Origin of the sequence: Chryseobacterium sp. RLHN22, from assembly GCF_051011795.1 — a bacterium.
GTDB lineage: Bacteria > Bacteroidota > Bacteroidia > Flavobacteriales > Weeksellaceae > Chryseobacterium > Chryseobacterium zhengzhouense.
Window position 1 is genome coordinate 1 of the sequence record NZ_JBPCHW010000021.1, and the last position, 14844, is coordinate 14844.

At 34.9% G+C, this 14844-nt stretch carries 11 protein-coding genes; 7 read left to right on the top strand and 4 right to left on the bottom strand.

Translation table 11 applies throughout. From position 1 onward, the window contains the following. Positions 1-58: 58 nt before the first annotated feature. From ACR1PN_RS17080 to ACR1PN_RS17105, 6 genes are all read left to right on the top strand, one after another. Positions 59-1951, top strand: coding sequence for a type I restriction enzyme subunit R domain-containing protein (locus ACR1PN_RS17080; protein ID WP_433981005.1), 1893 nt, complete (start codon positions 59-61; stop codon positions 1949-1951). Continuing rightward, positions 1951-3567 carry an HsdM family class I SAM-dependent methyltransferase gene (locus ACR1PN_RS17085; protein WP_433981006.1) on the top strand — a complete coding sequence of 539 codons (1617 nt, stop codon included), beginning with the start codon at positions 1951-1953 and terminating at the stop codon, positions 3565-3567. Before ACR1PN_RS17080 ends, ACR1PN_RS17085 begins: the two co-directional genes overlap by 1 nt. Beyond that, positions 3560-4768, top strand: coding sequence for a restriction endonuclease subunit S (locus ACR1PN_RS17090; RefSeq protein WP_275161154.1), 1209 nt, complete (start codon positions 3560-3562; stop codon positions 4766-4768). Before ACR1PN_RS17085 ends, ACR1PN_RS17090 begins: the two co-directional genes overlap by 8 nt. A gap of 233 nt (positions 4769-5001) precedes the next feature. Next, positions 5002-5853, top strand: coding sequence for a site-specific tyrosine recombinase/integron integrase (gene xerA, locus ACR1PN_RS17095; protein ID WP_433981007.1), 852 nt, complete (start codon positions 5002-5004; stop codon positions 5851-5853). A gap of 2 nt (positions 5854-5855) precedes the next feature. Continuing rightward, positions 5856-6179 (top strand): restriction endonuclease subunit S, encoded by a 324-nt coding sequence (locus ACR1PN_RS17100; RefSeq protein ID WP_433981008.1) that lies wholly within the window; start codon positions 5856-5858, stop codon positions 6177-6179. Beyond that, entirely contained in the window at positions 6176-6364 is a 189-nt protein-coding gene (locus tag ACR1PN_RS17105) for a restriction endonuclease subunit S (RefSeq protein ID WP_433981009.1), read from the top strand. The genes ACR1PN_RS17100 and ACR1PN_RS17105 overlap by 4 nt, the downstream gene beginning before the upstream one ends. Positions 6365-6463: 99 nt before the next feature. Here the strand turns inward: ACR1PN_RS17105 and ACR1PN_RS17110 are convergent, their stop codons facing one another. The 4 genes from ACR1PN_RS17110 to ACR1PN_RS17125 are packed head-to-tail and all read right to left on the bottom strand — an operon-like array spanning position 6464 to position 11678. Further along, positions 6464-8380, bottom strand: a complete 1917-nt coding sequence (locus tag ACR1PN_RS17110; protein ID WP_433981010.1) for a fumarate reductase/succinate dehydrogenase flavoprotein subunit — start codon at positions 8378-8380, stop codon at positions 6464-6466. A gap of 11 nt (positions 8381-8391) precedes the next feature. Continuing rightward, positions 8392-9048 carry a succinate dehydrogenase cytochrome b subunit gene (locus tag ACR1PN_RS17115; RefSeq protein ID WP_433981011.1) on the bottom strand — a complete coding sequence of 219 codons (657 nt, stop codon included), beginning with the start codon at positions 9046-9048 and terminating at the stop codon, positions 8392-8394. 19 nt (positions 9049-9067) lie between these two features. Then, the gene (locus ACR1PN_RS17120; protein ID WP_433981012.1) at positions 9068-10498 is read right to left on the bottom strand and encodes an anion permease; all 1431 of its coding nucleotides are present in this window, start codon (positions 10496-10498) and stop codon (positions 9068-9070) included. A gap of 19 nt (positions 10499-10517) precedes the next feature. Further along, positions 10518-11678 carry a porin gene (locus ACR1PN_RS17125; protein ID WP_433981013.1) on the bottom strand — a complete coding sequence of 387 codons (1161 nt, stop codon included), beginning with the start codon at positions 11676-11678 and terminating at the stop codon, positions 10518-10520. Between the two features lie 564 nt (positions 11679-12242). Here ACR1PN_RS17125 and ACR1PN_RS17130 point away from each other — a divergent pair. Further along, positions 12243-14753, top strand: coding sequence for a PAS domain S-box protein (locus ACR1PN_RS17130; protein WP_433981014.1), 2511 nt, complete (start codon positions 12243-12245; stop codon positions 14751-14753). Positions 14754-14844: the final 91 nt, after the last annotated feature.

Consider the following 14844-nt stretch of genomic DNA (forward strand, 5'->3'; position numbering starts at 1 on the left):
ATGCTTGGTTGGATAGTTTCAAAGCGCTGTTAATAAGGTTTGAAAAATTGAATATCACTTGGATAAATCTACATTATTTAGCTTTCTCTATCTTGTTTCTAAGAAAAATAAAAGTTTAAACAGGTTTTATGATATAAATATTCAAAGAATCTATTTTTTAGATGAAGCGCACCGTTCATATAATCCGAAAGGAAATTATCTTGCAAACCTTATTAATTCTGATAAAAATGCAATCAAAATTGCGCTTACCGGAACACCATTATTGAAGGAAGTTGCAAAAGATTATGATTCAAAACTACTTTTTGGAAATTATATCCATAAGTATTACTACAATATGTCTATTGCTGATGGATATACGCTCCGATTGATAAGGGAGCAAATAGAGGGTAATTTTAAAATGCAAATGCAGAACGTCATTGATGAGATTAAAGTTTTGCGTGGTGATATTTCTGCAAAAGACATTTACAAAAATACAAAATTTGCAGAGCCATTATTAGATTATATCTGCAGTGATTTAATAAAATTCCGTAAAGATCAGCAAGATACTACTCTGGGAGGGATGGTAGTTTGTGATTCTGCAGACCAGGCAAAAGAATTATTTCGTTTATTTCAGGAGAAATATGGCGAACAGGAAACAGATGCAAGCGTATTGATGGTTGCAGAACCAAGAGCAAAATACGGCTTGAAAGAAGAACCAAAATTGACTGCTTCTTTAATTTTACACGATGAAAATGACAAGCAGGTTAGAAAGGAACTTATAAAGGCGTATAAAAAAGGACACGTCGATATTTTGTTTGTTTATAATATGCTGTTAACAGGCTTTGATGCTAAACGATTGAAAAAATTATATTTAGCGCGGGTCATCCAAGATCATAATTTATTACAGACACTTACCAGAGTTAATCGTCCTTACAAAAAGTACCGATACGGATATGTTGTAGATTTTGCTGACATTTCAAAGGCGTTTGATCGTACCAATAAACTCTATTTTGATGAATTACAGGAACAGCTGGGTGATGAAATGGAAATGTACTCTCATCTATTTAAATCTGAAGAAGAGATTAAACAAGAGCTTGAAGAAATAAAAGATACACTATTTCATTATGACACACTTAATAAAGAAGTGTTTTCTCAACAAATTGCGGAATTAAATGATAAGCAAGAACTTCTTAGACTTGTAAAGGCTTTACGAACTGCAAAAGAGTTAAAAAACTTAATTGCTATAAATGGTTATGAAGCTTTAAAAGGCATAACAGATTTTGAACTTCTCAATCGTCTATTAATTGAAACGCAAAATCGACTTGACAATCTAAACCTTGTAGAAAGCATCGGAAACGAAGAAGCTAACCGGAATCTTCTAAATGAAGCTTTAGAGGATATAATTTTTCAATTTGTTAAAGTCGATGAAAGTGAATTGGTACTTGCTGATGAATTTAAAAACATTTTACGAAAAGCCAGAGAGTCTTTACAAACTAATTTTGATCAGCTTGATCCTGAATTTGTAAGTCTTAGAGCTGAATTAGAAAGAATTTTCAAGAAAAAAAATCTTAGTGAGGTGACTCAGGAAGATATGGTAGAAAATATGCATCTTCTTCAGAAAATCTATGACCAAGCCAAAGAATTGAACAGAAAAAATGCCTTGCTAAAAGCTAAATATGACAGTGACGATAAGTACGCCAGAATTCACAAACGTTTGTCAGAAAAAGGAACTTTAAACACAAAAGAATCACAACTTCACCGGGCATTGATGCAGGTAAAATTACAAGTTGATGAAACAATTACCAATCAGGAGGAAATGGTGAAAAATGAAGCGTACTTTAAAAGATATCTTCTAAAACTTGTTGTTGATGAATTTAAAAAGAAAGAAAATATAAATATTGACTTTTCAACGACAGAAAAAATAAATCAATTAATTTCACAGGAATATTTACAACAATATCAATATAGATAATGACTCAAGATATAAACTTTATTACTAAAACAAAATCTTTAATCGATAATCTTAAAAGTGTATGTGCCAATTACGGACTCGGAAATGACGGAAATGAATTCAAGATTATTACGCAAATATTTCTATATAAATTTCTAAATGATAAATTCCGCTTTGCGGTAAAAGAAGAGCAACCTCAACTTACAGATGCTGAGAATTTTTCTAAAGCACTTCGTGAGATGAGTGATGACGAATATCAGTTTCTACTGGCAAGCTTGGATCCTAATATTCCAAGATTGCATCCTGATCATTTGATTTCGCATTTGTTCGCAATTCAAAATGACAGTGATTTTGGAAAAACATTTGATGATACTTTAAGGCAAATATCGATTGAAAACGCTGATGTGTTTTCGGTAAAATCATTTAGTGGTGCAAAAGATACCTTATTTGATGAATTAACACAATTTATCTCTGATGCTTCTCAACGTGATGCTTTTGCAAAAGCATTGATTAATAAATTGTTTGAGTTTTCTTTTGAAGAAATGTTTGTTCAGAAATATGATTTCTTTGCAACTATTTTTGAATATTTAATTAAAGATTACAACACAGATAGCGGTGGTAAGTATGCTGAATATTATACACCACACGCTGTTGCCCGTATTATGGCAAAAATTCTTGTACCGGATGAAGTAAAAGGTGTAAAATGTTATGATCCAAGTGCAGGATCGGGAACTTTGTTGATGAGTTTAGCTCATCAAATTGGTGAAAAGAATTGCACGATCTATTCAGAAGACATTTCACAGAAATCGAGCAATATGTTACGTCTAAATTTGGTTTTGAACAGCCTTACGCATTCAATTCCAAATATTATTAAAACTAACACCATTGCACAGCCTTTTTATTTAGATACAAAGTTTGACTATATCGTTTCTAATCCACCTTTTAAGTTAGACTTTTCTGATTTTAGAGATGATCTTGAGAAAGATGCTTTTAAACAAAGATTCTTTGCCGGAATTCCAAATGTTCCGAAAAGCAAAAAAGAATCGATGGCGATTTATCTTTTGTTTATTCAGCATATTATGCACAGTTTAAGTGAAAAAGGTCAGGCAGCTATTGTTGTTCCAACAGGTTTCATTACTGCTCAAAGTGGCATTGAAAAGAAAATTCGTGAAAGGTTAATTAGTAATGGTTGGCTTCGGGGTGTAGTAAGTATGCCAAGCAACATATTTGCAAGTACAGGAACCAATGTCTCAGTATTATTTTTTGATAAAAGAGCAGATAGCGAGCATATTATTTTAATGGATGCTTCTAAGCTGGGACAAACAGTGAAAGAAGGCAAAAATCAACGTACTGTTTTAACGCCAGATGAAGAAGCAAAAATTGTGGAAACCTTTAATCAAAAGCAGGCTGTTGAAGACCTGTCTGTTGTAGTAACGAAAGAACAAATTGCTGAAAAGAATTATTCTTTTTCTGCAGGGCAATATTTTGAAGTTAAAATAGAATATGTTGATATTACGCCAGAAGAATTTGCAGAAAAGATGCAAAATTTTGAAACAAATTTGCAAAGTCTTTTTGCAGAAGGAAATGCTTTAGATGTAAAAATTCAGGAACAGCTTAAAAGCTTGAAGTATGGATAGGAAGTTAGCAGATTTGATAGATTCAATATCAATTACACACAAATTTGATAAAGAAGAACTTATTTTTCTCAATACATCTGATATTTTAGAAGGAAAGATTCTGAGTAAAAATTATTTTAAGGTTTCTGATTTAAAGGGGCAAGCAAAAAAAACAATAAAGTTTGATGATATTTTATTTAGCGAAATAAGACCAAAGAATAAAAGATATGCCTATGTAAATATACATCTAACCAATGATTATGTTGTATCAACTAAACTAATGGTGTTAAGAAATAAAACTACAGATGTATTGACTAAATATATTTACTATTTCTTAACATACGATGGCACTTTGGACTATTTACAGATGCGAGCTGAAAATAGGATTGGTTCCTTTCCTCAAATTACATTTGATATATTAAAACCAATATCATTAAACATTCCTAGCTTAAAACAGCAACAGGAAATAGTTTCAGTGATTTCTAATATTGATTATAAAATTGACTTGAACAATCAAATAAATGATAATTTAGAGCGTATGGCAAAAACGCTGTACGACTATTGGTTTGTGCAGTTTGATTTTCCAGATGAAAACGGAAAGCCTTATAAATCAAGTGGTGGCAAGATGATTTGGAATGAAGTTTTGAAAAGAGAGATTCCTGTGGGTTGGGAAGCAAAGACGCTCGTGGAAATTGCAAATATTACTATGGGACAATCTCCAAGTGGAGAATCATTTAACGAATCACAAGAAGGTATGATTTTTTTTCAAGGATCTACAGATTTTGGTTGGAGATATCCTGAAAATAGGATTTTTACAAACGCACCTACAAGATATGCCTTTGAAGACGACATATTACTAAGTGTTAGGGCTCCAATCGGAGCAATTAATATAGCTTTATCTAACTGTTGCATAGGAAGGGGGTTAGCAGCTATCAATAGTAAGGAGGGATTTAACTCATTTCTAATCTATCAAATGAATAATTTTAAAAAGAAATTCGATTATTTAAATTCTGTTGGAACTACATTTGGATCGCTAACAAAGGATGAATTACATAATCTGGAATTAGCTTGTCCACAAATAAATATATTGCAAAAATTTGAAGCTAAAGTTCAAATCTTAGATAAAAAGATTAAAAAAAACACACAACAAAACCAACAACTTAGCTCTCTCCGCGACTGGCTTTTACCTATGCTGATGAACGGACAGGTTAAAGTTGAATAAAATAGTAAGATAAATTATCATTTATTGTACGACTATGGCTATTTTTGTTTTTCATTCCTTTGCGACTTCAAAAATTTAAGAAAATTAAGTACAATGAAGGAATTAGTGAAGCAAGAAATAATTAATGCAATGCAAACAGTTTTAAACTTTCAACAGTTAATAATGCTTGAAAAGGTAATATATCAATCTTTTCATTCTGTTGCGGTTACCCCAAAAAAAATAATGAAGATGAGTTGGAAACTGATAATACAAGCGTTTTAAATTTATTCATTTCATCCAAAAAAGTGGAAGGTTGTTCTGAAAAGTCATTAAAATATTATTTTTCGACCATAGACACTCTGTTTCAAAAACTAAAAAAGAAAGTTACAGAAATCTCTACTAATGATTTAAGATTCTATCTGTCAGAATATCAGGAAGCAAAAAAATCGAGTAAAGTCACTATAGATAATATTCGCAGAATATTTTCAAGTTTTTTTTCTTGGTTAGAAGATGAAGATTATATTTTAAAAAGTCCTGTAAGAAGGATTCATAAAGTTAAAACCGCTAGAACTATAAAGGAGGTGCTTAGTGATGAAGACATAGAAATACTTAGAGACAACTGCAAGCAAATAAGAGATTTAACACTCATCGAAATGTTAAGCTCAACTGGTATTAGAGTTGGTGAACTTGTAAAAATAAATATTAAGGACATTGATTTCCACGAGCGTTCTTGTATTGTTACAGGTAAAGGAAACAAACAGCGTGAAGTCTATTTTGATGCAAGAACAAAAATTCATCTCAAAGAATATCTTCAAACAAGAAAAGATGATAATGAAGCTTTATTCGTCTCTTTATCAAAGCCTAATCAGCGACTTTCTATTGGTGGAATTGAAAGTGTATTGCGGAAACTGGGACAAAAAACCAAAATAAATAAAGTGCACCCCCATAAATTCAGAAGAACTCTAGCAACAATGGCAATCGATAAAGGAATGCCTATCGAACAGGTTCAGAAGTTATTAGGTCACGTTAAAATTGATACAACACTACATTATGCAATGGTAAATCAGGCTAATGTGAAAATTGCTCACCGAAAATTTATTAGTTAAAAATGAAGATATACGATTTAAGGCAGTTATTAATAATCAGAAATGGTAAAGATCACAAAAGCATTTTGAATGGTAATATTCCAATTTTTGGAAGTGGTGGTATAATGCGTTTTGGGAATCAATATCTCTATAATAAACCAAGTATTTTACTCCCAAGAAAGGGAAGTTTGCATAACATTCAATTTTCAAAAGTCCCATTTTGGACGGTAGATACATTGTATTATACAGAAATTAATGAACAATTTGCTGAACCTTATTTTCTTTATAACTATCTTAAAATATTAGATTTAGAGAATCTAAATACAGGAACAGGTGTTCAAGTATGACCTTTGATAGTTATTATAATTTAAAAATAACTCTTCCTGAAATAAAGATACAAAAGAAAATTGCCAATATCTTACAGGCTATTGACAATAAAATCGATTTAAACAATCAAATAAATGATAATTTACCAGTTTGCCTTCACTTTGATTATCTTTCTGCCGCCATATTTTTAGATGTAAATCCATAATTTCTGTATTTTGTGTAATCTTTAATGGTGATTAATTTTTATGTCAATGTCTTCTTTCAAGGTCTTTACTTCAACCACGTGGCTCTTTTTACTTCAATATTATTTATAACTTCTTACAGTAGGTTGTATTTCTTCAAAAAATAAAGGTTCTTTGATAAGTTCCGGCTCGCTATTTTCGCCTTTCCAAGCCCAGGCTGAAATGAATTGAAATTCAGAATCATTCCTTAAAGCTTCTCCGTCGGGCGTTTGGTACTCTTCACGAAAATGCGCTCCACAAGATTCGTTTCGGGTTAAAGCATCGTAACACATCAGTTCACCAATTTCAAAATAATCGGCAACGCGACCGGCTTTTTCTAACTCGGTATTCATTTGATTTCCTTGTCCGGAAACTTTGACGTCTTTATAAAATTCCTGTTTCAGTTTTCGGATTTCTTTGATGGCATATTTTAAACCTTCTTCATTTCGGGCTAAACCACAGTAATCGTAAAGGATCTTTCCAAATGTTTTATGAAAATAATCAACCGTTTTTGTTCCATTGATATTGATAAAACTTTCGATTTGCTGTTTCATACGATTTTCAGCTTTTTCAAATTCAATGTCATCCGTTGAAATTTTTCCGGTATGGATTTCATTGGATAAATAATTGGCGATAGTATAAGGTGCAATAAAATAGCCGTCAACAGATGCCTGAAGCAGGGAATTTGCACCCAAGCGGTTCGCTCCGTGGTCTGCGAAATTAGCTTCTCCTAAAGCAACTAATCCTGGAATGGTGGTCATCAATTCATAATCCACCCAAAGTCCGCCCATCGAAAAGTGCGCGGAAGGCGAAATCATCATTGGTTCTTTGTAGGCATCATATCCTGTGATTTTAAGATACATATCAAATAAATTTCCATACTTCTCTTGAATTTTTTCTTTTCCCTGTTCTTTAATGGCTTTAGAAAAATCAAGATAAACTGCATTTTTCAACGGGCCGATTCCGAAACCTGCATCAATTCTTTCTTTCGCAGCTCTCGAAGAAATGTCTCTTGGTGCTAAATTTCCAAAAGCAGGATATCGTCTTTCGAGATAATAATCTCTTTCATTTTCGGGAATATCGTTTGGTTTTCGGGTTTCATTTTCTTTTAGCGGAACCCATATTCTGCCGTCATTTCGCAAAGATTCCGACATCAACGTTAACTTCGACTGATAATCTCCGGACTGCGGAAGTGAAGTAGGGTGTACCTGAATCCAGCTTGGGGAAGCCATCAATGCTCCTTTTTTATGAGCCCGCCAAATCGCAGAACCGTTGCAACCCATCGCCAATGTCGATAAATAATATATTTTTCCATAACCGCCGGTTGCCAAAACAACTGCGTGTGCAGCGTGTCTTTCAATTTTTCCAGTGTCTAAATTTCTGACGATGATACCTCGTGCTTTTCCATCAATCATTACTAAATCCAGCATTTCGTGTCTTGAAAATAGCTGAACAGTTTTCTTTCCGACCTGCCGCATCAAAGCCTGATAAGCTCCTAAAAGCAATTGTTGTCCGGTTTGTCCTCTCGCATAAAAAGTCCGGCTTACCTGAACACCTCCGAAAGAACGGTTATTCAGATAACCACCATATTCTCGTCCGAACGGAACGCCTTGTGCAACGGCTTGGTCGATAAGATTTAATGAGCATTCAGCCATACGATAAACATTGGCTTCACGGGCTCTGAAATCTCCGCCTTTTAAAGTGTCAACGAACATTCTGTAAACACTGTCGCCGTCATTTTTATAATTTTTGGCAGCATTTACTCCGCCTTGTGCAGCTACAGAATGCGCTCTTCTCGGGCTGTCCTGAAAACAGAAGGATTTCACATTATAGCCCATTTCGCCCAAAGATGCAGCGATAGAACTTCCAGCTAAACCCGTTCCGACAACGATAATATCCAATTTTTTTCGGTTGGCAGGATTGACAAGCTTGGCAGCTTTTTTATAATTTTCCCATTTCTGTTCTAAAGAACCTTCCGGTATTTTTGAATCTAAAATCATAAGTTTTCAATTTAACGGTAAGTGAAGAATATATAAATCGGCATCAAGGCAAATCCAACACTGATGATGATTGAATAAGCGATTCCAACAGTTTTGAACCATTTTACAAACTTCGGATGAAATAATCCTAATGTTCTGACAGCGCTGTAAATTCCGTGTATTAAATGATAACATAAAGCAATCATTGATATGACATAAATAATGACATACCACCATTCTTTAAAAACAGTAATCACAAGAATATAAAGGTCTTTATTTCCATTTTCATCCAAAGGCGGTTTTCCGAATTTATAGACATACCAGAAATTCTGAAAATGAATCACTAAGAAAATCAACAATATTGTTCCAAGAATTCCCATATTTCTGGAATACCATTTACTGGCTCTTCCGCGTTGGTCGGATTGATAATTCGCTCCGGATTTTTTATTTTTTAAAGTAATAATTAATCCATCCAAAGCGTGAAGGATAATACTTGCATATAACACATAAGAAACAATTTTAATGAGAATATTTCCTGACAGAAAATGCGAATAAGCATTAAACTGAAGATGTGCCTGTTCTTGAGGTAAAAATAATTGAAAATTTCCCAAGAAATGAATCAATAGAAAAAAAACCAGGAAAAGCCCTGTAAGACACATCAGCATTTTTCTTAATAAGGTTGACAACATACTTGTTGATTTTTTTGAATTAATAATAGCCTAAGATTTTCATCCAGAGTCCACCAATTCCCATATAGATAATTAATAAAACGATTCCGATTTCCAAACCTCGAAGCCACCAAGCTTTCAAATCAACATATCCACTTCCAAAAAATACAGGAGCCGGACCGTGACCATAATGTGTTAACACACCGTAAATCGAACCTAAAAATCCAAGCATCATCGCCAACAACATTGGAGGAATTCCGACTGCAACACCAACTCCTAACAATGCTGCATACATTGCTGCAACGTGAGCTGTCGCACTCGCAAAAATATAATGACTGAAAAAGTATACAAGAATTATTACGGGAAAAGCAACGGTCCAAGTCATTCCACCGATTTTCACTTTAATTAAATCACTGAACCAGCCGATAAATCCCAATTCGTTCAGTGAACTCGCCATCATCACCAATACCGCAAACCAAACAATTGTATCCCAGGCTCCTTTCTCAGATTTTACATCTTCCCAAGTTAAAACTGAGGTTAAAAGAAGTAATGTTAAGCCAATGAAAGCCGTTGTTGTAGCATCAATCGAAAGAGCTCCGCCGAAAATCCAAAGTGCTAATAAAATGAAAAATGCCAATAACATCAGCCATTCGTTTTTGGAAATCGGTCCCATTTCTTTTAATTTTTCAGCCGCCATTTTCGGAGCATCACCGGTTTTCTTCAATTCAGGCGGATATAATTTGTATAAAACTAATGGTACAATAAAAAACGCTACCAATCCCGGAACAAAACCAGCGGCTGCCCAAGACATCCAAGTAATATTGATTCCCAAATTCGCTGCAAACTTCTGACACATTGGATTGCTCGCCGTTCCTGTCAGAAACATAGAAGACGAAATCAGATTCATATAATAACTGTTTAATGTTAAATAAGAACCTAATTTTCTATGTGTCTCAGGTTTCTCAGGAACTGAATCGAAACTAATCGCCATAGATTTCATAATCGGATAGATAATTCCACCACCTCTTGCGGTGTTACTCGGAATTGCGGGAGCTAAGCAAACATCAGCTAAACCTAAACCATAAGCCAAGCCCAATGAACTTCTTCCAAAAATTCGGATGAATAAAAAGGCAATTCGGTTTCCTAAACCTGTTTTAATGAATCCTCTTGCAATAAAAAATGAAATCCCTATTAACCAAATCACTTTATCTCCAAATCCGGAAAGTGCTTTTGTGATTGATTTTCCTGCATCTCCAGGAGCTACAACCTGCGTGAGTGCTGTGAATCCAATCGCCATCATACACATTGTTCCCATCGGAGCGGCTTTTAAAATGATTCCTAAAATAGTCGCCGCAAAAATGGCAAATAAATGCCACGCATTTTCTGCCACGCCTTCCGGAGCGGGAATAAACCATATGATAAGAGCAATGGCAAATGTGATTGCGACAGCTTTGATACTTATTTCTTTCATAATAGTTAGTTTTTAAGGATTAAAATCGACTTTGTACCTGAACAATGAATAGATTGTTGTTGTATTGTGTGGTGTTTGCAATGCTGTGTTTATATCGGTCAAATTGAACTCCCAACTGAATTCTTGCCCCGTAATTTTTCAAAAATTCTAAACCAAACATCGGAGTAATCGTTTGTCTGGGATTTGAATTTAATCTGAAATTGGTGTCCAGATATTCATAACGGCAGGATAATTCAAAAGCACTCAGGTTTCTGTGATTGACTTCATATCTTAAATTGGGGAGAAAATAGGCGCCACGAATCAAATATTCGTCGGGATTGTTAGGTCTAAGTTCTGGAGCAACAGCAAAATATAAAGGATGATTGGTTGCCTGTTTGGCTTCCAGCTGCATATCCAAACTCCATTTCGAATCGAATTGAATGAGTGAACTTAAATCAATTCCTACTGCGTATACTTTTTTGCTTAAAACTTCGCCAATACCACCATTTAAACCAAGATTTAAATTGTATTTTTTAATTAAACCAAAAACTAATCGTGATGAATATTGTTTTCCGTTATCATTATCATTAACCTGGTTCTTTCCGTTTCCATTAACAACAGAAACAGCATATTGAAAAGGAATTCCACCAAATTCCAGTTGTCCCGTTGCAGAAAGTCCGATCTGGAAACTTGTCCAGCCTAATTTTCCAAATTCTGTATATTGATTTGACCAGTCCAAAGACTTAATAATATCAATAGGATAGGTTTCCTCGATTCCAAACCACGGTCTGAATTGTCCTACAGTAAAGGCTAATTTCGGATTGAAAGTGTATTTCAAATAAGCATTTTCGAGAACTCTGGATTTTGGGTCATTTTTAAAATCGGCGAGGTTCGCAAGAACCACAACTTCAGTTCGTTTACTGATTTGTGCTCTTGCCTGAACTCTCATATATTTTAGCATAAAATTGTTGTCTGTTCCGCTGCCATCGGAATGATGAAGTCCGTTTACATCGACATCTTTGGTCATTCCCACAAGATAGCGGGCTTGGAAGAGTCCTTTGAATTGTAATTGAGGATATTTCACAGCTTCCTTTTGCTCATTAATTGTTTGAATGGAATCGGGAATTTGAGCTTGTAATGCGAAATTTAAAAATAATATATAAAAAGGCAATTGCCTTTTAATTGCTAAGTGAGTAATCATATTGGTGTTTCGTTTCTTGGTGTAGTAGTTTTTGAAAATAATATTATAAAAAATGTAATATTAATTCTATTATGTTAAAAGTATGAAATTAATAATGAATTATCGCTCTTTTAGAATTAAATTTTAATGAATACACTTGCAGGATTGTTATTCAGCTAATTGGTTTGTGGAATATTTCTATTTATAAATGAAAAAATATTTCCATTAATGCCCTATTGTACTTAGCTTTTAATTAATAGAGATAATCATAAGACAATGAGTATTAAATAGGGTTTTGTAAGGCTCTGAAAAGTAACTACGTGATATTATTGCTATAGTTCATTATCCAGCGCAGTATAAGCAAAGGATTTTTATATACCACATTGCCGTAAATTACAGCAAATTTTTCATTATGGCAGTTTCTATTTTGCTTCATGTCTATCATCACCAATTCTGTAAATTCTTAATCTACAGTCCTATTAAGGAAAATATTTATTAAATTCAATTTGTGGTATACTTTCAGTAGTGTGGACCTTTAATATCTTTCCTATTTTCGTATTTTCGTGTACCGAAACTAAAAAGACAATGAAGGCCTCAGTACCATCTCTTACCTTTGAACAATTGATCAATGTACTCTCTTTTACCAATATTGCTACTGCTGTACATGTCGGTGAAAATGCAAGGATTGAATTTGCAAATGAGGCTATGCTAAACATTTGGGGGCGTGGGTCGGAAGTGATAGGAAAAGGCTTAGGAGAAGCAATGCCTGAGCTGACTGGTCAGCCTTTTATTGAAATGTTTGCTAAGGTATGGCGTGAAGGTATCACTATTTCGGGAAATGATACAGCGGCTGAAATAATGGTAGACGGCGTAATCGGCACCTATTACTTTGATTTTGAATACCGTGCTATTAAGGATGCAGACGGACGAGTAGTGGCAATATTGCATACGGCAATAGATGTAACTGAGCGTTATCTCAATAGGCTCGAACTGGAACAAGCCAGTCAGAACAAGAGATTACTGATTCGTGAACAGTCACTGAATGAGCAACTTGCTGCAGCAAATGAGGAGTTGGCTGCAACTAATGAAGATCTCCATGCGAGCAGGGAAGAGCTTTCCCGTACGAATGCTCAGTTGGAGCGGATGGTAGAAGATCGTGTGAAGGCATTAGTGGAAAGTGAAGAGCGATTCAGGTCTATGGCTGATAATACGGATGTACTCATAGGTGTACGTGATGAGACTGGTCAGTTGATTTATTTTAATAAAGCGTGGTCACAACTAAGCGGACGAACCGGAGATCAGCTTATCAGCTTGGGATGGCATGATTTAATTCATCCTTTAGATAAACAAAGTTTTTTAGAAATTCATCAGGAGGCATTTCATCTAAAAATTTCATATACAGCTGAAATGCGGTTGCTGGGAGCTGATGGGTCTTACCATTGGTTGCTAAAAAAAGGAACGCCCCGATTTCTTAATGACGGGAGTTTTGCCGGCTTTATCAGCTCCTGCATCGATATTACACAGCTAAAACTGAGTGAGCAGAAACTGCAGGATATAAATGAAGAACTGGCTGCTTCCAATGAGGAGTTTGCCGCTCTCAATGAAGAATTGGCAGCTACGAATGAAGAACTTGCAGAATCCAATGAAGAATTGCTGCGTAGCGAAGCAAGATTCAGAAATTTGATAAAGCAGGCACCTGTGGCGATATGTGTGATCCGGGCTGGAGATTTGGTTGTAACTGATGTGAATGAAGGTTATCTGGAGTTGATCGGAAAACCGAGAAATCAGGTCGAAAAACGTGTTATTTGGGAGGCGGTAGCTGAAGCTACAGAAATATATTCACCGATTATGCAGCAGGTAATTACAACCGGAATTGCCTTTCATGGAAGAGAACATGAGCTTATCTTGAACCGGAATGACGTTGATGAAACTGTATTTATTGATTTTGTTTACGAACCTGTAATAGACTCAAGAGGCAAGGTCACTTCAATTATGGTGGTCGGAAACGATGTAACAGACAAAGTACTGGCCCGAAGAAAGATCGAAGACGTGGAGGAACGTAACCGTCTTGCTATCGAAGCCGCAGATATCGGCACCTATGAGCTGAGTTATGAAAATCAGTCAGTAATTGGTTCGGATCGTTTTGATGAAATCTTTGGTGTGACTTCCCCTGTATTGAGAGCCCAGGTTTTGGCTGCCTATCACCCATTAGACGTGCATCTTAGTGACCATGCTCACAGCATAGCCCGAAAAACGGGAAAGCTTTTTTATGAAACCCGGATTATTGCAGGCAATGGCAATGTGAAATGGATCCGTCTGCATGGGAATGTGCATTATGATCCTGAAGGAAATGTAAAAAAATTGCTTGGAACGGTTATGGATATTACAGCTTTAAAGCAAATTCAGCAGCAAAAGGATGATTTCATTTCAATTGCCAGCCATGAACTAAAAACACCACTTACCAGCTTAAAAGTTTCTTTACAGCTTTTAGAAAGAATGAAATTAAGTCCGACCGCACTTCTTCCCAAGTTGATCGATCAATCTAATAAAAGTATGGAAAAGATTTCTGAACTGGTTGAAGAATTGTTAAATGTCACCAGAATTAATGAAGGTAAGGTTATACTAAACAAGAAGAAGTTTGATTTAGCACATATGGTGGATGAATGCTGTGGAAATATCATCCATTTAGAAAATCATGAGCTTATTGTTGGAGGCGAAAGAAAATTAGATGTTATTGCAGATGAGAACCGTATACAGCAGATCGTAATTAATTTCATTAATAACGCTATTAAATATGCACCTCTGAGCAGAAAAATATTTGTGAATGTTGAATATTCCGACAATTCTGCCAAGGTCTCAGTAACAGATAATGGTCCCGGTATTCCTGAGGATAAATTGCCGTATCTTTTTGATCGGTATTACAGGGTAGATTCAAAAGGTGTACAGGCTTCTGGATTAGGATTGGGATTATATATCAGTGCAGATATCATAGAACGTCATGGCGGAAAGATCGGTGTTGAAAGTATAGAAGGCCAGGGAAGCACTTTCTGGTTCACCATACCAGATGATGATCAAGCAAATACTGAGTCATTATAAGAAATGTAACCATAAATAATCATTAAATAATTAAAAATTATCATACTATAAACAAATAATTAATATCTGTTATATATTTTGATATAATAAT

Coding starts and splice junctions, on each gene's coding strand:
- ACR1PN_RS17085 (WP_433981006.1), top strand. CDS start 1,951: ATGACTCAAGATATAAACTTTATTACTAAAACAAAATCTTTAATCGAT.
- ACR1PN_RS17090 (WP_275161154.1), top strand. CDS start 3,560: ATGGATAGGAAGTTAGCAGATTTGATAGATTCAATATCAATTACACAC.
- ACR1PN_RS17100 (WP_433981008.1), top strand. CDS start 5,856: ATGAAGATATACGATTTAAGGCAGTTATTAATAATCAGAAATGGTAAA.
- ACR1PN_RS17105 (WP_433981009.1), top strand. CDS start 6,176: ATGACCTTTGATAGTTATTATAATTTAAAAATAACTCTTCCTGAAATA.
- ACR1PN_RS17110 (WP_433981010.1), bottom strand. CDS start 8,380: ATGATTTTAGATTCAAAAATACCGGAAGGTTCTTTAGAACAGAAATGG.
- ACR1PN_RS17115 (WP_433981011.1), bottom strand. CDS start 9,048: ATGTTGTCAACCTTATTAAGAAAAATGCTGATGTGTCTTACAGGGCTT.
- ACR1PN_RS17120 (WP_433981012.1), bottom strand. CDS start 10,498: ATGAAAGAAATAAGTATCAAAGCTGTCGCAATCACATTTGCCATTGCT.
- ACR1PN_RS17125 (WP_433981013.1), bottom strand. CDS start 11,678: ATGATTACTCACTTAGCAATTAAAAGGCAATTGCCTTTTTATATATTA.
- ACR1PN_RS17130 (WP_433981014.1), top strand. CDS start 12,243: ATGAAGGCCTCAGTACCATCTCTTACCTTTGAACAATTGATCAATGTA.